The following is a 21,411-nucleotide window of genomic DNA, read 5'->3' as shown; positions in this document are numbered from 1 at the left end:
GCAGCATTAGTGATGCGATGTAATATCTTTAAATACAATGTATAAGCCTTTACTGGCCTCGTCTATATCGCGCCCCTCGCTATCCCTTTTAGGTTTTACCAGTTCAGGGTTTTCAATAAGATACTGTGCGTCGTCTTTTAAAACAGCTTTAGCTAATGAAAAAGGATCTTTGGAATCAATTTTGCCTTCACCAAAATCAGGCCGGTTATGCTCCATGTAAAAAATTTACGTGTAAAGCCAGGACGAGAACCGGCGAAAGTGGGTATACACGTAAAGAAATGGCAGTTAAGCAACCGGTAAACCGATCGCGTGCCTAATGTACGCTTTTTGTTTGACTGACAGGTATTTGAATAACTCCAAATACATTAACTCGTACACACTGGCCTGAAAATAAGCGAGGATAGCCTGTGCCTCTATTGCTCCACCTTTAAACGATAGTTGATCAGGTCGCATACATCAACTTCTAATATATTTGAAATGTCGAATATGCGCTCCAGGGTAAGTTTAGTTACGCCCTGCTCTATTTTACTATAAGCATTTTGCGATATTTTAAGCTTATAGCTTAAATAATCCTGCGAATATTGTTTGTCTCTGCGCGCCGCGCGAATGTTGTTGGCTATCCCGGTTATGCTGTACATAGCTGTGTTGTTTTTTAAGTTTTAATAGGTAGATGTAAAAGAAATACGTAAGGAAACGAACACCCGGATTTATTTAACCCTAAATTAAGTATTCCCGAAAGTGTTGAATTTTAACTAAGTGAGGAGCGGCTATAAAAACAATAACTATCAATGATGGCAAATTGTTCTAACCGCAGCCTTAATCAACTAATCTTCAAACTTCAATCGCCAATCTTCATCAACAAAATATATATTTGCGCATTATGAGCAACAATACCGACGATATTTTCAAAAACGTTATAGCCCATGCCAAAGAGTATGGCTTTGTATTTCAATCAAGCGAGATATATGATGGCCTGAGCGCTGTTTATGATTATGGCCAGTTTGGTGCCGAGTTAAAAAACAACATCAAAACCTATTGGTGGAAAGCTATGGTGCAGCTTAACGACAATATAGTGGGTATTGATTCGGCCATATTTATGCACCCTAAAATTTGGAAAGCCAGTGGCCACGTTGATGGCTTTAGCGACCCGATGATCGATAACAAAGACTCGAAAAAACGCTATCGTGCCGACCAACTGTTAGAGGACCGCATTGCCAAACTAGACGAGGAAAATAAAACCAGCGAGGCCGAAGAACTGCAACTGGAAATGGACAACGCTCTTAAAGCCGAGAACCTTCCCCGCCTGCGTGAACTGATTGTGGAGCAAAACATAAAATGCCCGATAAGCGGCACTGCTAACTGGACGGACGTACGCCAGTTTAACCTGATGTTTAGCACCCAAATGGGCGCCGTAGCCGATGATGCCGATGTAGTTTACCTTCGCCCCGAAACCGCGCAAGGTATATTTGTTAACTACCTGAACGTGCAAAAATCGGGCAGGATGAAGATACCTTTCGGTATTGCGCAAATTGGTAAAGCTTTCCGTAACGAGGTTATTGCCCGCCAGTTCATCATCCGCATGCGCGAGTTTGAGCAAATGGAGATGCAATTCTTTGTTCGCCCCGGCACACAGAAAGAATGGTTTGAAAAATGGAAACAAACCCGTCTGCAATGGCACCTTGCCCTGGGTACCGATGCTGCCAAATACCGTTATCACGAACATACCAAGTTAGCCCACTATGCCGACGCGGCGTATGATATCGAGTTTCAATTTCCGTTCGGCTTTAAAGAGGTTGAAGGCATCCATAGTCGTACAGATTTTGACCTGAGCCAGCATCAACAGTTCTCGGGCAAAAAAATGCAGTATTTTGATCCGGAACTGGATCCTGAAACACAGAAACCTTACGGCAACTACGTACCTTACGTTATTGAAACTTCGATAGGTCTGGACCGTATGTTCCTGCTAACCATGATCAATGCTTACGAAGAAGAGGATCTGAGCACCGAGGAAAAACAGGATAGCCGTACCGTATTGCGCCTGCACCCTTGCCTGGCACCGGTTAAAGCCGCCATATTCCCGCTTACCAAAAAAGATGGCCTGCCGGAAAAAGCACGCGAAATAATGGACACCCTAAAGCTTGACTTTAACCTGCAATACGAGGAGAAAGATGCTATTGGTAAGCGTTATCGCCGCCAGGATGCTATTGGTACCCCTTTCTGCATCACGGTAGATCATCAGACTCTGGAAGACAATACCGTTACTATCCGCCATCGCGACAGCATGGAACAGGAACGCGTACCTGCCGATCAATTAGAGAAAATTATAGGCGACCTGGTAAGCTGGAAAAACGTATTGAGCTAGGCCCTAAAACTTTATAGATATTTTTACGTTAAAGCCTGTTAGTAATTAGCAGGCTTTTTCATTTATAATCAGTACACTCGTTACAATTTATTTTATACATTTATTATTCGCTATAATAATAAACTGATCATTACCCCCATTAATACCAATTTAAGATTGAAACCATTATATATTTTATTTATTATTTTCAATCTGCTATGCCTTAAACTGCTTGCAAAATCGCAAAACCATGATACGGACAGTTTAAAAAAACTGCTTACCCCGGCCTTAAAACATCAGGATAATATTAAAGATACCGCCACTATAAACCGCCTTGATAAGCTGGCCAGCGCTTATTATGAATCTAATCCTGACAGCACCTCCTACTACGGCAAATTACAGATCAGGTTATCCAAAAAAATAAACTACACCCGCGGCATTGCCGATGGGCATTCGCAGGTTGCAGCGGTTGATATGTTTCGCAGCAATTACACGTCATCTGCCAACAATTATGGGCTGGCGCTAAAGCTTTATCAACAGGTAAAATATGATCCCGGTATTATTGATTGTTATACGGGACTAGGCCGCGTGCAGGATTTTCTGGGTAAATATGATGATGCGCTTGTTTTATACAACAAGGCTTTGGTTATCGCAAAAAAAACAAACAACACGGAGGACCTGAGCGATTGTTATAATCTTATTGGGATTACCTATGACAATAAAGGCGACTTTTCAAAAGCGCTTGACAGTTACTTTCAATCGCTACTTATTGACATCAGGAACAAAGACGAACTATCCGCTGCAGACAAGTACTGTAATATAGGCGTGGTGATGCAGGAACTGGAGCTGTATGATAAGGCGATGGTTTACCATAAACGATCGCTGGCTATATGGCAAAAACTGGATGACCTTTCCGGTGTTGGTACAGCTTGCCAAAATATTGGCGAGGTACTCATGGTACAAAAAAAATATAGCGAAGCTATTACTTATATTAATAAAGCCTCGGCCATATTTCACCGTATGGATGACCGCGAGGGTTTGAGTCTTATTTATTATGATCTGGGTATCTATAATTTTCGTATAAACCGTACAGATTCGGCACTTTACTACTTGCAGCGTTCGGTAAAGTCGGCCGAGGAAAATAATATTAAATACAATAAAGCCAATGCCTATACCGGCCTTGCTAGGGTTTACAATCAGCAAAAAAACTACCAGCAGGCTTATACTAGTGCAATCAAAGCACAACAGGAATCAACCGACTTAAAAAGCCTCAGCATACGTACCGAAGCTACTTTACAGTTGAGCAGCGCGCTTGCCGGACTGAAACGTTTTGAACAGGCTTATACCCAACACCGGCTTTACTCAACTTTAAAAAGCGATCTGAAACATCATGAAGGTGTGCACAAGATCATGTCGTACAATATTGAGATTGACTTTGCTAAAAAACAGGATAGCGTGGCCCGCCAACAACGCGAACGCGAAAATGCATTCAAACAAAAAATAGCCGAACAAAAAAGCCAGACCTGGATATTTGGCATAGCAATTATTGCAATGGCTATACTCGCCGGGGTTTACTATAACGCGGTGCGCAGGCAACAAAGAATAAATGCCCTGCTAGCAGGTAAAAACGAAGAAATAGTGGCCCACCAGGAAAGCCTTAACGCGCAGGCCAACAAATTAAACGACCTTAACTTACTTAAAGACCGCCTGATAGGCGTACTGGCTCATGATCTGCGTGCGCCTATCAGCACCCTGCGTTCATTATTTACATTGATGACTGACAAGGGCATTACCAACGACGAGTTTATTGAGATGACACCCAAGGTTTTTAAAAAGCTGGAACATACTTCCGATTTTTTGGATACCCTATTGTTCTGGATAAACAGCCAGGTGGATAATGAGGAGATCCTAACCAAAAGTTTTTCTATTGCCGAAGTGGTTAATCGTGAACTTACGCATTCTGATGATCAGCTTAAACAGAAAAATATTAATGTTGAGATTGATATCAAACAGGATGCCCTCGCCTTTGCCGACCCCAACTGCATACGCATTGTTATACATAACTTTTTAACCAATGCCATCAAGTTCTCAAACCGGGGCGGGCTTATACAGATAGCCTCGTACCTGACTGATGATAACAAGGTAATATTTTGTCTGAAAGACAACGGCGTGGGTATGACCACGGACACCCTGAACAGCCTGTTTAAAACGCGGGTGAACAGCGCCATCGGTACCGAAAACGAAAGCGGCACCGGCATGGGCCTGCTGTTTTGCAAAGACCTGATTGAAAAGCATCATGGCAAAGTTTGGGCCAGCAGTAACCTGGGCCTGGGCAGCGAGTTCTGCTTCTCGTTACCCAAAGGATAGTAATATTAATATCAGCATATTTAATATTGCGGCAAACTGTTAAAACAATTGACCGTTTTTTTCATTTTGAGTTAACTTAATATCTTGATATGGCAATTAAAGATTATCCCTTCTACCTCAAAAGCACCGTTATACTGTTCGGGCTTATTTTATTGATGTACGTTTTTGTGCAGCTGACTGATATTTTGGTACCGCTGGCCTTCGCGGGATTTTTGGCCATTTTATTAAACCCACTCAGTACCCGACTACAGCGACTGGGGCTGCCTAAAATACTGGCCATCATCCTGTCTATGCTGGTTTTGATATTGGGCGTGCTGGCGGTTTTCTATTTCCTGTCAACTCAGATTGTACAGTTTGGCGAATCGTTGCCGATGTTGAAGAAGAAATTTGAGCTGCTTACCATCGACCTGAAAACCTGGGTACAAACCACCTTTGGCCTGGCAATTACCAAGCAGGACCAAATGATTGCCGACGCGCTAAACAACAGCCAGGTAATATTAGGCCGTACACTGGGCTCGTTACTGGGCACTATGGCTATCATATTCCTGCTGCCGGTTTACATCTTCCTGATGCTGTTTTACAAGCCTTTGATATTGAACTTTTTGTTCGAGGTTTTTGCCGAGGAAAACTCCAAAAAGGTGGCCGATGTGCTGGCCGAGACCAAGAGTGCTATACAGAGCTATATTGTGGGCTTGCTGATAGAGATGATCATCGTGGCAGCCATGAACTCGACTGCGCTGCTGCTGCTGGGCGTTAAATACGGACTGCTGATTGGCTGCATTGGCGCCATATTAAACCTGGTACCCTACCTGGGCGGCATTATAGCCATTGCGCTGCCGGTGCTGATGGCTACAGTAACCAAAGACGGTTTTACTACCCAACTGGGCGTGATAGCCGCCTATGCTGTGATACAGTTTATTGATAATAACATACTGGTACCGCGCATCGTTTCGTCAAAAGTGCAGATCAACGCGTTGGTTTCTATCATCATTGTTTTGCTGGGGAACGCTTTGTGGGGGCTGTCGGGGATGTTTTTGTCAATACCGTTTATTGCGGTGATGAAGATCATTTTTGACCGCATCGACGGGTTGAAGCCCTGGGGGAAACTGCTTGGCGATACCGTACCCACCCACCACATGGGCGAGGTTTGGACCAAATCAAGAAAAAAAGCGGTCGGCGTAAAATAGCGCCGTTTTGCCTGCGGCGATTGAGGCGCAGTGTAGCGCTGTATGCGTAGCACGCTACACTGCTACACCTGGTGTAGCATCGCTACAGCGTTTTTTATCAGGTAGTTATATTTTTTGGTGGCGGTGTTTTGTCAGTAGTTAGCCTTGAAAGAATCCTCCCCTACCAATACTTCTCCATTTCGTTCCCTCATCATCAATCCCCATTTTGATATGCTGCGTAATAGCGGCTCGGCAGAATGCCCAAGGGCTGTGAGCTCATACTCTACACGTGGAGGTACTTCGGGGTGCACAACTCTACTGATGAGGCCGTGTTGCTCCAGTTCGCGTAGTTGGGTTACCAGCATGCGTTCGGATATACCGGGGATGGAGCGCAGCAGTTCGTTATAGCGCATTTTGTGCGCCAGCAGGTTAAATAGTATGGTGGGTTTCCAGCGGCCGCCTATTATGGTTAAAGCGTATACCATGCCGCAGTTGCGTACCAGTGTGGCTTCGTTTTGGGCGTTAGTTGAAGTTAATTTACGCATACACTTACTTTTTTGTTAGTACCTAACAATTTAAACGTTGCCTGCAAAAATAAAGCTTTCCATTTAGTTTTGAGGCATGAAAAATTTAGCAAATAAAACAGCCCTGGTAACAGGCGGCAGTCGCGGTATTGGCGCGGCCATAGTTGCCGAGTTGGCGCAACAGGGAGCTAACGTAGCGTTTACCTATCAAAACGCTGCCGACAAGGCCAATGCCTTAGTCAAGCAAATTGAACAACAAGGCGGCAAAGCGCTGGCCATACAGGCGGATAGTGCCGACCCACAAGCGGTTATTAATGCCGTAAACCAAACCGCTGCCCAATTTGGTGCGGTTGATATTTTGGTGAATAACGCCGGTGTTGCCTATTACAACAATATTGAAGCTTTTACGCTTGAAGATTTTGATAACATTATAGCCATCAATGTGCGCGCGGTTTTTGCGGCTACGCAGTCGGTATTGAAGCATATGCCTAATGGCGGCAGGATTATTACGATTGGCAGTTGTTTGGCTACGCGGGTTACTGATGGTGGCTGGGGATTGTACTCCATGAGCAAGGCGGCTTTGATTGGTTTTACCAAAGCTGTGGCGCGCGATGTGGGTACCCGGGAAATTACGGTGAACATTGTGCATCCCGGCCCGGTGGATACAGATATGAACCCGGCCGGCGGCGATCATGCAGACCATCAGCGTGCTAAAATGGCTATACCTAAATATGGCGAGGGTAAGGATATTGCAGGGATTGTTGCTTATTTGGCGGGGCCGGATGGAAGGTATATTACCGGGGCAGGTTTTGATGTTGATGGTGGGACGAATGTTTGATCGTTGGTTTATTGGTTGGCATCATCATAACGTGCGTCATGGCGAACGTAGCGTGGCCATCCCCTTGAGAAAGACAAACATACTACCTATCGCTTGGGGATCACTACGCTCGTTCCTCGCTCGTGATGACGATAATGGAGAGGCCCGCGTTAGGGATGGGAGTGGATACCGGCCAGGCGTGGGCAGTGAGCGCGGGCCGCGCCTAATGCCTGCAGGCGTATGAACGGACAGCCCGGCCGCAGGCAACGCCCTTATTACGTTGCAAACGAGCGCAGGAATTTGGGAAAATTAAACTTACGAAGTTTTAAAAACTTCGTAAGTTTCACCGCTAATTAGCGGCTATAATTATTGATAGCTAACGCTTAAAGTAATAGGCACGTTTAGTGCTTTTGATATGATGCAGTTGGCTTTGGCGCCTTCGGCTATTTGGTTAAATTGCTCTTCGCTTACACCTTCGATGGCTGATGCGGTAAGTTCAAGGTGGATGCCGGTAACGCTAAGGGCCTGCATGTCAAGGTCAAGGACGGCTTGCGTATCCAGGTCGTTAGCGGTAAAGCCTTGCTGAGCCAGGGTTGCGCTTACAGCCATGGTGAAACAGCCCGCGTGTGCAGCAGCAAGCAACTCCTCGGGGTTGGTGCCAATGCCATCGGCAAAACGGGTTTTAAACGAGTATTGGGTATTATTTAATATGGTACTTTGTGTGCTGATCTGGCCTTCGCCTTCTTTTAAGTCGCCGTTCCAATGTGCTTTTGCTGTGCGTTTCATGGTTGTTGATTTTTATTTATTTGTTGTAAGTTATGGTAAATATAGGGATAGCAAATGAATAGCATATTAACTTAAGTTAAAATGCCCTTTTTTACCATTTAGCACGCTCATATTGCTCGGGCCATTGCATATGCCTGCCCAGTTGGTGCGCGGCGCGAAGCGGGAAATGCGGATCGCGCAGCAGCTCGCGGGCCAGGAAAACCATATCGGCCTGGCCTTTTTGAATGATCTCGTCGGCTTGTTCGGCTTCGGTTATCAGGCCAACCGCGCCGGTTAGTATGCCGGTTTTGCGTACGGCCTGGGCAAACTCAACCTGGTAACCGGGTTTTAACGGTATTTTGGCCAGTACGTTGCCGCTGGTTGAGGTATCAATCAAGTCAACACCTTTATCTTTCAGTATTTTTGCCAGCGCAACAGAATCACCGGTGTTCCAGCCGCCTTGCTCGTCGGCCCAGTCGGTTGCCGAAATGCGGACGAATAACGGGCTTTCTGCCGGCCATACTTGTTTTACTTCGTCAATAATTTCTAACAATAAACGAATGCGATTTTCGAACGATCCGCCGTACTCATCGATACGTTGATTACTTAATGGCGAATAAAATTCGTGCAGCAGGTAACCATGCGCGGCGTGTATTTCAATTACCTTAAAACCTGCCTGTATGGCGCGTAGCGTGGCAGCTTTAAAGTCGGCTTTTACTTTTTCAATGCCGGCTTTGTCCAGTTCGGCAGGTACTTCCAGTTCGTTACCGAAGGGGATGGCGCTTGGAGCTACCGCTTGCCAGCCGTTCTCATCGTTAGGTCCAATTTTCTCGCCGCCCAGCCAGGGGATCTCGTGACTGGCTTTACGACCGGCATGCGCCAGTTGTATACCGGCTACCGCGCCTTGCTCGTGTATAAAATCGGTTATTTCTTTCAGCTTCGCGATGTGTTCGTCTTTGTAAATACCCAGGTCGCCATAACTGATGCGGCCCTCGGGCGATACGGCTGTAGCTTCGCTCATAACCAGGCCCGCGCCGCCTGTGGCTCGTGCACCCAGGTGAACCAGGTGCCAGTTGTTGGCAAAACCCTCGGTACTGCTGTATTGGCACATGGCCGATACCGCGATGCGGTTTTTAAATTCGATATTTTTTATAGTTAGTGGTGAGAATAGATGTGGCATTGTTGCGTGTTTTATAGTACGAGGACAAATATGGGTGGGTTTTGTGGGATGTTGTTCACGATATTGTCATTTAAGGGAGGTATGAGATTGGGATGATAAAGTGTTATCATTGCGAAGAGGAAATGAACAAGCAATCTCCGCGCGTTGACTTATCGCGTTCATAAGGCCCTTCACGCACGTACCTTGCCCCGCTCTTCGCCGCGGAGGCGCATTTCGTTTTTCGTGGGTTTAATTTGCTTTTTAAAGGCACTCAAGAGGGCTTCGCCGTATGTCATAGCAACAAAAGAAACAAAAATGCCTAGTCAGCCCCTAGGCTTCTTTGCGCACAGGGCCTCTGCGCTGCAAAGCGGGCAGCAGCACGGGCTGCATTATTGGCCCGCTTTCGCGCACATAGCCTTTACGCGCATGGGCCAACAACGCTATGCCCTTCCAGCTGCACGGCCCGGCGCCTTCTGCCCCCTTTCGCCCGAAGCTTGGGGCTGACGGTTAGGGACACAACAATGATTTGGGAATAAATAAAGTTTTTTTGTTCTCAGTATTTTCCTGAATGTCGGGTAGCAACGGAACGTCGGCCGAGTGAGCTTAGGCCTGAGCAGGGCAAACGGCTGGCCTGTGCGGCTGCAAGGGGCCTCAACTCGATCATCAATGGCGAAGCCTGATGATTGAGTGCCCGCGGTTTGCACTGATCACGACGCGGCCTTGTGCACCGAAGCCTTTCGGTTAGAGGTCGGGTACGGAGCAACTTGTACTGATGAATTAACGAGGTCCCGCGACAAGGTGCGGCCTGACCAAGCGGCATTTGAACACGCGCTACTAAATGGGGAGCGTATGTCTGAAGTTACCAATCACCATCATGCCTCCTCCCCTTTGGGGAGGTCGGGAGGGGTGATTAATCCACCTTCTCTTCCCTCCTAACCAACAACACCTCATCACCATCCAAAGGCAAATACCCATAGTCATAACAAAAATGATAAGTTTTACCGTTGCTGGTATCGTACTTATTGGTGAGGTATTTAAAATTGAAACCTTTGGCGGCCATTTTGGTGGTGGTGGTTTTGGTTTTGCCACCGGGATTAAGCTCTTCTAAAATGCGGCGATTGCGCTTGAGTATGTTGTTGATGTTGCGCACCATATTATAGCTGTTGCTGTTGAGCTGATTGTTGTAATTGTTGCGACACAAGTCATTACAAAACTTTTTATCAGCACGACCCTGTATGGGGTTTCCGCAGTCGAGGCAGGTTTTCTGGGTTTCCATAATACTAAGTTAATCAATATTTTATCCGTTTGCAAACGTTTGCAAATGTATATTGTCGACTATAAACGTTTATTAACCGACTAATTTTTGGGGGGCGATGCACCTTTGTATCGTCAAACAATCAATAACAAAATTTAAAACGTAGATAGTATGAACTCATTAAGAAACAGTGTACGCCTGGTAGGCAACCTGGGCATGGATCCCGAAGTAAAAACTTTTGACACTAACAAAAAAATGGCCCGCTTATCATTAGCTACCAAAGACAGTTATAAAAACGATAAGGGCGAGCGTATAACCGATACCACCTGGCACAACCTGGTAGTATGGGGCGCACAGGTAAACTTTGTACAGGAGTATTTGAAGAAAGGCGACGAAGTAGCCATAGAGGGCCGTTTGAGTAATCGTAGCTATATTGATAAAGATGGCAACAAAAAATACATGACCGAAGTGGTGGTAAACGATGTGATGAAATTTGGCGGTAAAAACTAGTGGGGGATTTCACCGATTGGTTTGTGATTTCACTGATTAATGTAACAACCTAAACCCCTATACCTAACCTAAACCTTATCACATTTTATGATCTGATCTCACCGATTATATTTTGACCACACCGATCTGATAACCTGAACCAGCTAAGATCGGTGAGATCCCCCTGATTGGTGTGGTCATATTTATCCTAAACCTTATCACTTATTCACCCTGCATCAACCAACCATTATTTATTATATTTGTTATGTACTTAGAAGCAAAAGAAACCGCCCGGCTGTACACCCTCTTATCCGACAAGTTAGGAAGTGACACCACCGAGGCCATGTTTAAATATATAGACAACAAAACGGAAAGAGCCGTGGAAGCAAACCTAAAAACAATGGCAACCAAAGATGACCTGGCTCAGGTAAAATATGAGCTTGGCGAAAAAATCGGCAACGCCAGAGCAGACACTATTAAATGGATGTTTATTTTTTGGGTAGGCCAGATAGGCGCTACCATGGCCATTGTGTTGTTATTTTTGAAAAAATAAGAAATGACATCAATAGATAACATCGCAACAAAAAGAGATATCGCACTGCTTCAAAACGACCTTTCAAAAGCACATAAGAGTGTTATAACATGGATGGGCATACTAAGCGCATTGCAAATAATTGCCTATACTATAGTTGCTTTGTTGATGAGATAAACAAGAAAGGCCCGATGATGATCGGGCCTTTCTTATTTTATGGTGTTGTTGCCGCCACCGGCAACACTTTACCATTATAAAACTTATGCCCCGTCAAGGCAAAATCAGCAATATATTTACCCATTTCAAACGCCATAACCGGCGACTCATACCCCGGGAAGGCTTGCTCCAGCATTTCTGTTTGAGCCGAGCCAAGGGCAAGGCAATTTACTTTAATGCCTAAGTCAACAAACTCCTGCGCCAGGCATTCTGTTAGCGTATGTAATGCCGCTTTACTAGCGGAGTAGGCTGATAAGCCAACAAATTTTGAACTGCCCTGGTAACCACCCATACTGCCAATATTTACAATATGCGAACCGGCAGGCATTAATTTATACAGCGCTTGAATGATACGAACATGGCCGATGTAGTTGCTTTGCAGCATTTCTACAAAATCAAGTTCGCCCAGCTCGGCAAAGGGTTTGTTTACCAGTACGCCGGCGTTGTTGATCAATACGTCTACCCTGTTATCAAATTGCGTAGCGATAAATTGTTGCAGGCCATCGTAATCATCCTGCACAATATCAAACACAATGGGATATATAGTGCAATTGGGGTTAATACCCATGGCTATTTCGGCAAGTTTTTCCAGCTTTTGCTGGGTACGCGCTAAGGCGATAACTTTATGTTTTCCGCTTTGCGTTAGTTCAATAGCTGCTTCAAAACCAACACCGCTACTGGCGCCTGTTATAATGATATTCATTATTTGGCTACCTCCTCTTCTTCAATGCTGTGTTGTAAGCCGGCTTCCAGGCGTTTAGGGCGCAATACGTAGTAAACACCAAAAAGAGCCACTATAATTGATATCAGGTAAAAACCGAAACTCAGGTATACCGCCATATCTTCGGGCAGGTTAAAGTTTTTAGCCAACGTTAATAATAACGCGTCGCGGATACCGCCACCGCCCAAACTGAACGGTATAACCGCCGCAAGCGACGAGAATAGGAACGACAAGAGGTACGGTGCAAATTTGCCGTCAAAATCCTGCGCCATTAACAGGCAAATAATACATAGCAACTGCATACTTTGCACGCCAATAGCTTTACCATGTGCCTGGAAAAAGTTATGCGTATAATCTCTGAAAAACTTGCGGGCCACCACATAGTATATAATCGAGCCGATAGAAACGATGGTTAGCGGGTAAGCCAGGTGTATAGGAAAGTTAGGGATCAAAATAATCAAACCAACTACTATAGCGCCAATGGCCCAAAAGCCGCTCAGCCTGTCAAACAATATAGCCCAGAATACTTTCTTGGTGGGTAGTTTATAACGTTTATGAAGTAAGTAAATCTTGTAGCCGTCGCCGCCTATGCCGCCGGGCAGTAAAACGTTATAACATAAACCCAAAAAGTACAGGCGCAGGTTAAAACGCCAGTCGAGCCTTAAACCTATTGATTTAAAGAAGCTAAGCAAACGCCATGACGAGAAGAACATGGAGCCGAAGTAGCTCAATATAGCAGCTGTTAGCCAGGCGCGGTCGGCATGTACCAGGCGATCCTTTATTTTCCCGAAAGGTACTTTACTAAACACGTAGTAAAGCAAGCCGCCGGTAACAACTATTATCAGTATAATTTTAACAACGCTCCAAAGCTTGCCTTTCCAGGTTTTGTGCTCGGTGCCTTCGTCAACTACTTCGTCAATTTCTGTCATTTGGGGCAAAGGTAATGAATAGTGATTAGAGATTGGCGATTAGTGATTAGGTGTTAGGTTAAGAAATGTTAAAATCGCTGTAAAGCTGACAACTTATGGGTGAAATTATTAGAAACTGGTGACTGAAAAAGGGCTAACTAATCACTAATCTCCAATCAACTAATCTTTAAAAAACCTACCTTTGCAAAAAATTTAAAGGGGTTTTTATGAGTAAAGTACAGGTAGGCATAGTGCAGATGAGCTGCACCGCAAACAAGCACGAAAATTTACAGAAAGCCATTGCTAAGGTACGCGAGGCTGCCGCCAAAGGCGCGCAGATAGTTTGCCTGCAGGAGCTTTTCACATCGCTTTATTTTTGCGATGTTGAAGATCATGACAACTTTTTACTGGCCGAAGCTATCCCGGGCCCATCGACAGACGAGCTATCAAAAGTAGCTGCCGAGCTGGGCGTGGTGATCATCGCGTCGTTGTTTGAAAAACGCGCGCAGGGTCTTTATCATAATACCACAGCGGTGCTGGATGCGGATGGCGCATACCTGGGCAAATACCGCAAAATGCACATACCGGATGACCCCGGTTTTTACGAGAAATTTTACTTCACCCCCGGCGACCTGGGCTATAAGGTTTTCAAAACCAAATTTGCTACCATCGGTGTGTTGATATGCTGGGATCAATGGTATCCTGAAGCAGCCCGTATCACCGCGCTTATGGGGGCCGAAATATTATTTTACCCTACCGCTATCGGCTGGGCTACCACGCAGGACGAAGCTACTAACGTAGAGCAATACAACGCCTGGCAAACTATACAACGCAGTCATGCCGTAGCAAACGGCGTACACGTAGTAAGTGTTAACCGTGTAGGCGAAGAAGCCGGTGTTGAGTTTTGGGGAGGATCATTCTTTGCTAATCCGTTTGGTACCATCATCAACCAAACATCACACAACCAGGAAGAAGTTATTGTGCAGGAACTGGACCTGAATAAAACAGATTACTACCGTACGCACTGGCCGTTCTTGCGTGATCGCCGTATAGATTCTTACCAGCCTATTACCAAACGTTTAATAGACGAGGACTAATTACCCACTTGTCATTGCGAGGAACGAAGCAATCGCGAACTGTGCACGAGTGCGATTGCCACGCTACGCTCGCAATGACAAATTATATTATACACCATGAACTATCCAAAAAATCAAGGATTCTCATTCCCCGCCGAATGGGCCAAACACACCGCCACCTGGCTTAGCTGGCCGCATAAGGAAGAATCATGGCCGGGCAAGATCATGACCATTTACCCTAAATACTGCGAGTTTATCAAAGTACTTACGCAGGGCGAACTGGTGCGCATTATTGTTAAGGATGAGCAAATGGAAGCTTTCGCCAAACAGCAGTTGCAATTGGTGGGCGCTGATCTTTCGCGTGTTGAGTTTTTTAGGTTTGGTACTAATGATGCCTGGTGCAGGGATCATGGTCCGGCGTTTTTGGTGAACCGTGATACTAAGCAAAAAACTATTGTTGACTGGGGCTATAACGCCTGGGGCGGCAAATATCCACCGTTTGACCTGGATGATGTTATCCCAACCAAAATAGCCAACCACTACGGTTTGCCGGTGTTCCATCCGGGTATTGTGATGGAGGGCGGTTCGGTGGATTTTAACGGCGCGGGTACTATTTTAACTACTACTGCCTGTTTGCTGAACGAGAACCGCAACCCGCACCTTAACCAGCAACAAATTGAAGAATACCTGTACAACTACTACGGCGCCGAACAAATTTTATGGCTGGGCGACGGCATTGTTGGCGATGATACCGACGGCCACATCGATGATATCACCCGTTTCACCAACGAGGATACCGTGGTAACCGTTATTGAAGAAAACAAGAACGACGATAACTACCACCTGCTGCAGGAAAACCTGCAAACGCTTAAAACCATGCGCCTGCTAAACGGCAAGCAATTAAACATTGTTGAGCTGCCAATGCCTGATGCGGTTATTTATGACGATCAGCGCCTACCGGCATCATATGCCAATTTCTACATCGGCAACGCGGCTGTTGTGGTACCAACTTTCCGTTGCGATAAGGATGACAAAGCTTTGCAAATTATTCAAGGTTGTTTTCCCGACAGGAAAGTGGTTGGTATTGATTCAACCGATATTATCTGGGGATTGGGCAGTTTTCACTGCCTGAGCCAGCAGGAGCCGGAGGTGTAATAATCCTCAGTTTATTCTATTGTAGAGACGCAATATTTTGCGTCTCCCGCCGACAGGTAACAAACCATTTCCGCTTTGCCAGAGACACAAAATATTGTGTCTCTATACGGCATATCTACAAAGCGTGATCTCCCCCAACTTTTTCACCGACTATTCACCCTCATTCACCGACTTCTTTTAATAAATCGCCAGTTTAAGTTTGGGTAATGTATATTGGCGCATTACATTTGGTTAAGATTTAAAACTAAGACAATGAATAACGATATAAATAATATACAACAACCAAACTCTTCCAATAACGGAAAAGTTATAGCCGGTGCCATCCTTTTGGTGATTGGTGCCGTGCTGCTTATAAAACAGTTCCACTTCTTTTTCATCCCGCACTGGTTGTTTAGTTGGCCAATGTGGTTAATTGCCTGGGGCGTTTACCTGGGTGGTAAACATAACTTTCGCAACTCGTCGTGGTATATTATGGTGGGTATAGGCCTTTTCTTTTTGATGGACGAGATCATACCCAGCTTTGACTTTGGCGACATATTTTGGCCGGTAGCCATCATTGGTTTTGGTATATGGCTGATATTACGTCGTAACAAAAGCAAAAACCCATGGGATAAAAAAGACTGGAAAAACAAATGGGATAATAGTAAATATGATTTTAGCAACCCAAACCCGGTAGGCCCTAAGGAGCCGATAGTTGATTATACTGTTAAAGACGAAACCAATGCTTCAACCACGGGCGAACAAACCAGCACCGATCAGCAACAACAACAGCAAAGACGTACTTACCAGCCAACCGGTGATGAGCACCTGGATGCTGTATCGGTTTTCGGCGGTGTAAAAAAGATAATCTACTCTAAAGATTTCCAGGGTGGCGAGATCGTAAACATCTTCGGCGGATCGGAAATTGACCTTACACAAGCAGATATTAACGGCAGAGTTTATATTGAGCTGGTACAAATATTTGGTGGTACCAAGATCATCGTACCCCCGCACTGGACAGTAATATCAGACATGGCAGCTATATTTGCCGGTTTTGACGACAAACGCGTACGCACCAACGCACCGTTAGATACCAATAAAGTGCTGGTGATAAAAGGCACATCGGTATTTGGCGGTACAGATATACGCAGCTACTAAAACAAACACCTTAATACCTACAGCAAAGGGCAGCTTAACACTGCTCTTTGCTTATTTCACACACACAACATCAACCTTAATAAAAAAATAAGTTTTGGCCACTCCAACAACACCACTCACCTTCTCTAAGCTACGCGGCATATTTGGCGCCTGCGGCTTAGCCTGGGCCGGCCTGCAAACCTATATTATAAACAGTTTTGGGTTTGATTGGTATACCGCAACCATTGATGGTGTAGTTAGCACCATACTATTGGCCGCGGCCTGCTGGCTTATTAACAACAACCTGCGCTATTACCAACCCGGTAAAGGTAGCTACATTAATATTTTAATTTGGTGTATTGCCCTTGCGGCAAGCTGCACCGCGGGTAGCCGCTACATATTGCCCTTTATATCAAAAAGTACGGTGTATGTTGATTTTATGCAGCAATCGCTCGTCATTCGTTTCTTCACCAGCTTTTTGGCTGTTGGATGGATGGCCATGATCAGTATGATATGGTACTCGCAGCAGGACCAGAAAGAGAATGAAAAGCGCAAAACCGAAGCCGAAAAACTGGCCAAAGAAGCCGAGCTTTACAATCTGCGCCAGCAACTGCAGCCGCACTTTTTGTTTAACAGCTTAAACTCTATAAACGCGTTGATTGGTTTTAAGCCAGATGAAGCGCGTAAAATGATACACCAGCTATCCGACTTTTTGCGCGGCACCTTGCGCAAGGATGATCAGCAGCAGGTTAGCTTAAAAGAGGAGTTGCAGCACCTTAATCTTTACCTTGAAATTGAGAAGGTACGCTTCGGCCACCGCCTTAAAACCGAAATAAGCTGCGACGGTAGTTGCGAAGATTGTATAATGCCGGCCATGTTGCTGCAGCCCTTGGTGGAGAATGCCATTAAGTTTGGTTTGTATGATACCACCGAAGATGTAGTAGTAAGCATACGCGGCGACCTGGATGGTAATTACCTGGAATTGATAGTGCAAAACCCTTATGATCCTAAAACCTCTCGTCCCCGCCAAGGTACCGGTTTTGGCTTAAGCGGCGTACAGCGAAGATTATATTTGTTATTTGGGCGTAATGATTTGATGGAAACACACGCAAATGATAATATATTTACAACTATTATTAAAATTCCGCAGTAAGAAACAGAATGATCAAAGCATTAGTAATTGACGATGAGCCTTTGGCCCGCATGGTTGTATTAGAGTATTTGCAGGCGTTTGACCAGATAGAGGTATTGCAAGAATGTGGCGACGGGTTTGAAGGCCTGAAAGCCATACAACAACACCAGCCCGACCTGATATTCCTTGACGTGCAAATGCCTAAAATAAACGGCTTTGAAATGCTGGAGCTGGTTGATAACCCACCCGCTGTAATATTTGCCACCGCGTTTGACGAGTACGCCATTAAAGCTTTTGAGGCACATGCCGTTGATTACCTGCTCAAACCCTTTAGTAAAGATCGCTTTAATAAAGCCATAGAAAAATACCTGTCGCAAGTTTCTGCCGCGCCTGCCGCCCCTAAAAAAACGGAAGAACTGCTGGAAACGGCTTCGCATTCGCCTTCGCAGCATGAACGTATTGTGGTTAAAACCGGCACCAAAGTTAAGATCATCCCGGTTGCGGATGTGCAGTACCTGCAAGCCGATGATGATTATGTGAGCGTTTTCACACAGGAAGGTTCGTTCCTGAAAAACAAAACCATGAGTTTCTTCGAGCAAACGCTTGATCCACGCCAGTTTGTACGCGTACACCGCAGCTACATTGTAGCGATACAGGAAATTACGCGGATCGATCCTTACGAAAAAGACAGTCACCTGGCCATCCTCAAATCGGGCGCCAAAGTACCGGTGAGTAAAACAGGGTATGTTAAGTTGAAACAGGTGTTGGGGATATAGTTATAAACAACAAAATGTCATTTCGACGAGGAACAAGGAGAAATCTATACACACACAGGTAATACGTTGCTTGGCTTGTGTATAGATTTCTCGCTATCGCTCGAAATGACATGACTGATAAAAGGGCTAATAGCTGCAGGTGGCAGCTATTAGCCCTTTTATATTAAAGTCGTCATTGCGCGGAACGAAGCAATCTATACGTAGGACAGTCATTAATGAAAGTTCTAAGTGGTTAATCTCACAAAACGCCGGATATTGATTTGCAGGCGTAGAGATTGCTTCGTTCCTCGCAATGACGCGTGGGGTTTGGGGTAGAGTAGGGCCGACTAGGCAATGAATCAGTTTTACGCCATCGCCTGCGCCTGCATTGCCTCCAATTCGTCAGCACTTGGGCCGTAGCTTCCCGGCAATGGTATATTTAATAAGCGTAAAAACACGCCTAACTGTGCACGGTGGTGAATAGTTTGCGCAAGCGATACGCGCACGGTTTCATAACGGTTCATATCTGCCAATACCATTTCGCCATTGCGTAGTACCCATGGCTCGTCTAAACGGCTTTCGTCAAATTGGGCCAGTGTTGCATAGCCGTCGGCGTAGCTGTTCTCAAAAAACTCGATCACATCAGGTGTATTATCAATAGTGCTTGGCTCGTAAGGTACGGCGGCAAAGTCAAGGCCATCGGTAGTAAGTGCCATGGTTACCCAGGCAGGTAGCTCGGCTATATGTGTGGTTAACTGCTGCAGGTTCATGCTTTTTGGGTGTGGGCGCCAGTCGAATTTATCGGTTGGTACCAGTGCCAAAAATTTGCGGGTTGTTTCTGCTTCGCCTTTTAATTCTTTTAATAATGCTTCGATGATTTTCATGATTTCTTGTTGTTTTGTTTGTTGATACAAAGAAACCACACGGTAATGACAGCCCTATGTCAGTAGTATTTTATAAAAATGAAAATAAATAAAAAAGCCCCCGGTGAATACCGGAGGCCTGTATATTTTAAAGCGAAAAATTAGTTTACCACAACAACGCCTTCAGCCATAATAGCCATATCGCGTTTAGGTTCTTTAATTTTTGCTATCTCTGCTTTGCTTTTGCCTGCATCGGCAGCATAGTGTTGCAGTTTGGCAACGGTGGTTTCTTTAACCTGTGCCTCGCCTTCAACCACTACAGTTTTACCTACAATGTTTTTTGGCATAAAAAAGGCGTAGTCTTTAAACTGTACCATAATGGTTTCGCCATCGGTTTTGGCCAGCTTCATGAAACAACCTTTTTTGGTGCAAACCTCAACTACTTTACCGCTTACTTTACCGCTGTAGGTAGCGTCTTTAGCTAATAAGCCTTTCAGTTCGTCGGCAGTTACCGCTTTTTCGGCAGTAATGGTTTTACCATAAGTTACGCCGGGAGCAGCAGGGGTTATTTCGTCCTGATCTTGTGCATAGGTTAACGCGCTAAAGCTAAGGCCCAATGCAAGTAGTAATAATTTTTTCATGTCAGTGATTTACAGTTAATAGCGTCAAAAATAGGTATTATTTTTAATAATTCTAAATAGTTGAAAATATAGTTACTAACGCTACGCTTAAAAATAAACAAAGGGTTTAGGTTTGGGTTGATATGGTTACTTTTGTGCGTGATAAAACCGGTAGCTGATCTTCCTGAATTTAAACGCAAGGCACTGCAATGGGCCGCAACATTTGGCTCGGCTTGCTACCTGGACTCCAACGATTTTAACGATCCCTACAGCAAATTTGATACCCTGATAGCCTGTGGCGTGCACGATGAGATATGCGTTAATGCCGGTCATGCTTTTAACGAGTTTGCCGAATTCAGGGCCATGTACCCCGGCTGGATAACCGGTTTTTTTGGTTATGATCTGAAAAATGAGATCGAAAAGCTGTCATCTGCAAACCCCGATCACCTGCATTTTCCAGACCTGTATTTTTTCGCCCCGCAGTATCTGATCATCATCAAAGGCGACCAGGTAAATATTATCGCCGATGATCCCGATTTTGTGTGGACCAGTATCGCGCAGCAAAAAACCGAACAAACAAACGCAAACACCGTAGCGCTTAAGGCCCGCTTTACCCGCGACGAATATATTAACGCGGTAAACCATATTAAACAAAACATTGTGCGGGGCGATATTTATGTAACCAACTTTTGCCAGGAGTTTTATGCTGATGAGGCTGATATAAACCCACTGGCTGTATTTTTACAGTTGGATACCATATCACCCAATCCGTTCAGTTCGTTTTATAAATGGAAGGATAATTACATTTTATGCGCATCGCCCGAACGTTTTTTAGGTAAGCGGGGCAACAAACTCATATCGCAACCTATAAAAGGCACGGCCAAACGCGGCGCCACTACCGAAGAGGACGAGGCCATAAAACAACACCTGCGCAACCAAACCAAGGAACTGCAGGAAAACGTAATGATCGTGGATCTGGTACGTAATGATCTTACCCGGTCGGCCAAACAAGGCACCGTTAAAACCGAGGAATTATTTGGCATTTATACCTTCAACCACTTACATCAAATGATATCAACCGTGGTATGCGAGTTAGAAAGTGACACATCGGCCATACAGGCCATCCGTAACACCTTCCCCATGGGCAGCATGACGGGCGCCCCAAAAATAAGCGCCATGCGATTGATGGAACAATACGAGCGCAGTAAACGCGGTGTATATTCGGGCGCTATCGGGTATTTTAGTCCGGATGATGATTTTGATTTTAATGTGGTGATACGTACGCTGCTGTATAATTCAGCTTCGCGATACCTGTCGTTCCACGCGGGCAGTGCAATTACCTACCATGCCGATGCAGGGCAGGAATATGATGAGTGTTTGTTAAAGGCCAAAGCGGTGCTGGAGGTTTTGGGACAGCGGTTGTATACAATATAA

22 protein-coding genes are annotated in these 21,411 nt (G+C 45.2%); 12 read left to right on the top strand and 10 right to left on the bottom strand.

The window, feature by feature from the left end; genetic code table 11:
* Nucleotides 1-6: 6 nt before the first annotated feature.
* Together AC59JT_RS03040 and AC59JT_RS03035 are read right to left on the bottom strand one after the other, a co-directional pair.
* On the bottom strand, nucleotides 7-216 hold the full coding sequence (locus AC59JT_RS03040) for a hypothetical protein (RefSeq protein ID WP_497396005.1): 210 nt from the start codon (nucleotides 214-216) through the stop codon (nucleotides 7-9).
* A gap of 197 nt (nucleotides 217-413) precedes the next feature.
* Nucleotides 414-638, bottom strand: coding sequence for a helix-turn-helix domain-containing protein (locus tag AC59JT_RS03035; RefSeq protein WP_497396003.1), 225 nt, complete (start codon nucleotides 636-638; stop codon nucleotides 414-416).
* A gap of 242 nt (nucleotides 639-880) precedes the next feature.
* Between AC59JT_RS03035 and AC59JT_RS03030 the strand changes: the two genes are divergently transcribed.
* From AC59JT_RS03030 to AC59JT_RS03020, 3 genes are all read left to right on the top strand, one after another.
* The gene (locus AC59JT_RS03030) at nucleotides 881-2,362 is read left to right on the top strand and encodes a glycine--tRNA ligase (RefSeq protein ID WP_497396001.1); all 1,482 of its coding nucleotides are present in this window, start codon (nucleotides 881-883) and stop codon (nucleotides 2,360-2,362) included.
* 156 nt (nucleotides 2,363-2,518) lie between these two features.
* Complete coding sequence (locus tag AC59JT_RS03025; RefSeq protein WP_497395999.1) at nucleotides 2,519-4,708, top strand: tetratricopeptide repeat-containing sensor histidine kinase; 2,190 nt, start codon at nucleotides 2,519-2,521, stop codon at nucleotides 4,706-4,708.
* Nucleotides 4,709-4,797: 89 nt separating this feature from the next.
* On the top strand, nucleotides 4,798-5,895 hold the full coding sequence (locus tag AC59JT_RS03020; protein WP_497395997.1) for an AI-2E family transporter: 1,098 nt from the start codon (nucleotides 4,798-4,800) through the stop codon (nucleotides 5,893-5,895).
* Nucleotides 5,896-6,026: 131 nt separating this feature from the next.
* On the opposite strand, the gene AC59JT_RS03015 is transcribed toward AC59JT_RS03020, so the two are convergent.
* Nucleotides 6,027-6,419 (bottom strand): winged helix-turn-helix transcriptional regulator, encoded by a 393-nt coding sequence (locus tag AC59JT_RS03015; RefSeq protein ID WP_497395995.1) that lies wholly within the window; start codon nucleotides 6,417-6,419, stop codon nucleotides 6,027-6,029.
* A gap of 76 nt (nucleotides 6,420-6,495) precedes the next feature.
* Here AC59JT_RS03015 and AC59JT_RS03010 point away from each other — a divergent pair, with 76 nt between their 5' ends.
* The gene (locus tag AC59JT_RS03010) at nucleotides 6,496-7,236 is read left to right on the top strand and encodes a 3-oxoacyl-ACP reductase family protein (RefSeq protein WP_497395993.1); all 741 of its coding nucleotides are present in this window, start codon (nucleotides 6,496-6,498) and stop codon (nucleotides 7,234-7,236) included.
* 345 nt (nucleotides 7,237-7,581) lie between these two features.
* Here the strand turns inward: AC59JT_RS03010 and AC59JT_RS03005 are convergent, their stop codons facing one another.
* The 3 genes from AC59JT_RS03005 to AC59JT_RS02995 all read right to left on the bottom strand — a co-directional run bounded on the left by AC59JT_RS03005 (nucleotide 7,582) and on the right by AC59JT_RS02995 (nucleotide 10,415).
* On the bottom strand, nucleotides 7,582-8,001 hold the full coding sequence (locus AC59JT_RS03005) for an OsmC family protein (protein WP_497395991.1): 420 nt from the start codon (nucleotides 7,999-8,001) through the stop codon (nucleotides 7,582-7,584).
* A gap of 91 nt (nucleotides 8,002-8,092) precedes the next feature.
* A complete protein-coding gene (locus AC59JT_RS03000; protein WP_497395989.1) occupies nucleotides 8,093-9,160 on the bottom strand; it encodes an NADH:flavin oxidoreductase/NADH oxidase in 1,068 nt (355 codons plus the stop codon).
* An 889-nt stretch (nucleotides 9,161-10,049) separates the two neighbouring features.
* The gene (locus AC59JT_RS02995) at nucleotides 10,050-10,415 is read right to left on the bottom strand and encodes a hypothetical protein (protein WP_497395987.1); all 366 of its coding nucleotides are present in this window, start codon (nucleotides 10,413-10,415) and stop codon (nucleotides 10,050-10,052) included.
* Nucleotides 10,416-10,565: 150 nt separating this feature from the next.
* On the opposite strand from AC59JT_RS02995, the gene AC59JT_RS02990 reads away from it, so the two are divergent.
* Entirely contained in the window at nucleotides 10,566-10,904 is a 339-nt protein-coding gene (locus AC59JT_RS02990; protein WP_497395986.1) for a single-stranded DNA-binding protein, read from the top strand.
* A gap of 244 nt (nucleotides 10,905-11,148) precedes the next feature.
* Nucleotides 11,149-11,436 (top strand): hypothetical protein, encoded by a 288-nt coding sequence (locus tag AC59JT_RS02985; RefSeq protein WP_497395984.1) that lies wholly within the window; start codon nucleotides 11,149-11,151, stop codon nucleotides 11,434-11,436.
* A 193-nt stretch (nucleotides 11,437-11,629) separates the two neighbouring features.
* On the opposite strand, the gene AC59JT_RS02980 is transcribed toward AC59JT_RS02985, so the two are convergent.
* Nucleotides 11,630-12,334 (bottom strand): SDR family NAD(P)-dependent oxidoreductase, encoded by a 705-nt coding sequence (locus tag AC59JT_RS02980; protein WP_497395982.1) that lies wholly within the window; start codon nucleotides 12,332-12,334, stop codon nucleotides 11,630-11,632.
* Complete coding sequence (locus AC59JT_RS02975; protein ID WP_497395980.1) at nucleotides 12,334-13,281, bottom strand: lysylphosphatidylglycerol synthase transmembrane domain-containing protein; 948 nt, start codon at nucleotides 13,279-13,281, stop codon at nucleotides 12,334-12,336. The genes AC59JT_RS02980 and AC59JT_RS02975 overlap by 1 nt, the downstream gene beginning before the upstream one ends.
* Nucleotides 13,282-13,487: 206 nt before the next feature.
* On the opposite strand from AC59JT_RS02975, the gene AC59JT_RS02970 reads away from it, so the two are divergent.
* From AC59JT_RS02970 to AC59JT_RS02950, 5 genes are all read left to right on the top strand, one after another.
* Nucleotides 13,488-14,357 (top strand): carbon-nitrogen hydrolase, encoded by an 870-nt coding sequence (locus AC59JT_RS02970; RefSeq protein WP_497395978.1) that lies wholly within the window; start codon nucleotides 13,488-13,490, stop codon nucleotides 14,355-14,357.
* A 96-nt stretch (nucleotides 14,358-14,453) separates the two neighbouring features.
* On the top strand, nucleotides 14,454-15,491 hold the full coding sequence (locus AC59JT_RS02965) for an agmatine deiminase family protein (RefSeq protein WP_497395976.1): 1,038 nt from the start codon (nucleotides 14,454-14,456) through the stop codon (nucleotides 15,489-15,491).
* Between the two features lie 252 nt (nucleotides 15,492-15,743).
* Entirely contained in the window at nucleotides 15,744-16,628 is an 885-nt protein-coding gene (locus AC59JT_RS02960; RefSeq protein ID WP_497395974.1) for a LiaF transmembrane domain-containing protein, read from the top strand.
* A 94-nt stretch (nucleotides 16,629-16,722) separates the two neighbouring features.
* On the top strand, nucleotides 16,723-17,760 hold the full coding sequence (locus AC59JT_RS02955; RefSeq protein ID WP_497395972.1) for a sensor histidine kinase: 1,038 nt from the start codon (nucleotides 16,723-16,725) through the stop codon (nucleotides 17,758-17,760).
* An 8-nt stretch (nucleotides 17,761-17,768) separates the two neighbouring features.
* Nucleotides 17,769-18,515 (top strand): LytR/AlgR family response regulator transcription factor, encoded by a 747-nt coding sequence (locus AC59JT_RS02950; RefSeq protein ID WP_497395970.1) that lies wholly within the window; start codon nucleotides 17,769-17,771, stop codon nucleotides 18,513-18,515.
* Between the two features lie 344 nt (nucleotides 18,516-18,859).
* Here AC59JT_RS02950 and AC59JT_RS02945 read toward each other — a convergent pair whose 3' ends face one another.
* Both AC59JT_RS02945 and AC59JT_RS02940 read right to left on the bottom strand, forming a co-directional pair.
* Nucleotides 18,860-19,378 carry a DinB family protein gene (locus AC59JT_RS02945; RefSeq protein ID WP_497395968.1) on the bottom strand — a complete coding sequence of 173 codons (519 nt, stop codon included), beginning with the start codon at nucleotides 19,376-19,378 and terminating at the stop codon, nucleotides 18,860-18,862.
* Between the two features lie 140 nt (nucleotides 19,379-19,518).
* Nucleotides 19,519-19,998, bottom strand: coding sequence for a DUF4920 domain-containing protein (locus AC59JT_RS02940; protein ID WP_497395966.1), 480 nt, complete (start codon nucleotides 19,996-19,998; stop codon nucleotides 19,519-19,521).
* Nucleotides 19,999-20,136: 138 nt separating this feature from the next.
* Here AC59JT_RS02940 and AC59JT_RS02935 point away from each other — a divergent pair, with 138 nt between their 5' ends.
* Entirely contained in the window at nucleotides 20,137-21,411 is a 1,275-nt protein-coding gene (locus AC59JT_RS02935; RefSeq protein WP_497395964.1) for an anthranilate synthase component I family protein, read from the top strand.

The organism is Mucilaginibacter sp. A3364 (assembly GCF_059690715.1).
Note: the sequence above shows the minus strand (reverse complement) of the source record. Positions and strands in the feature narration are given on the sequence as shown.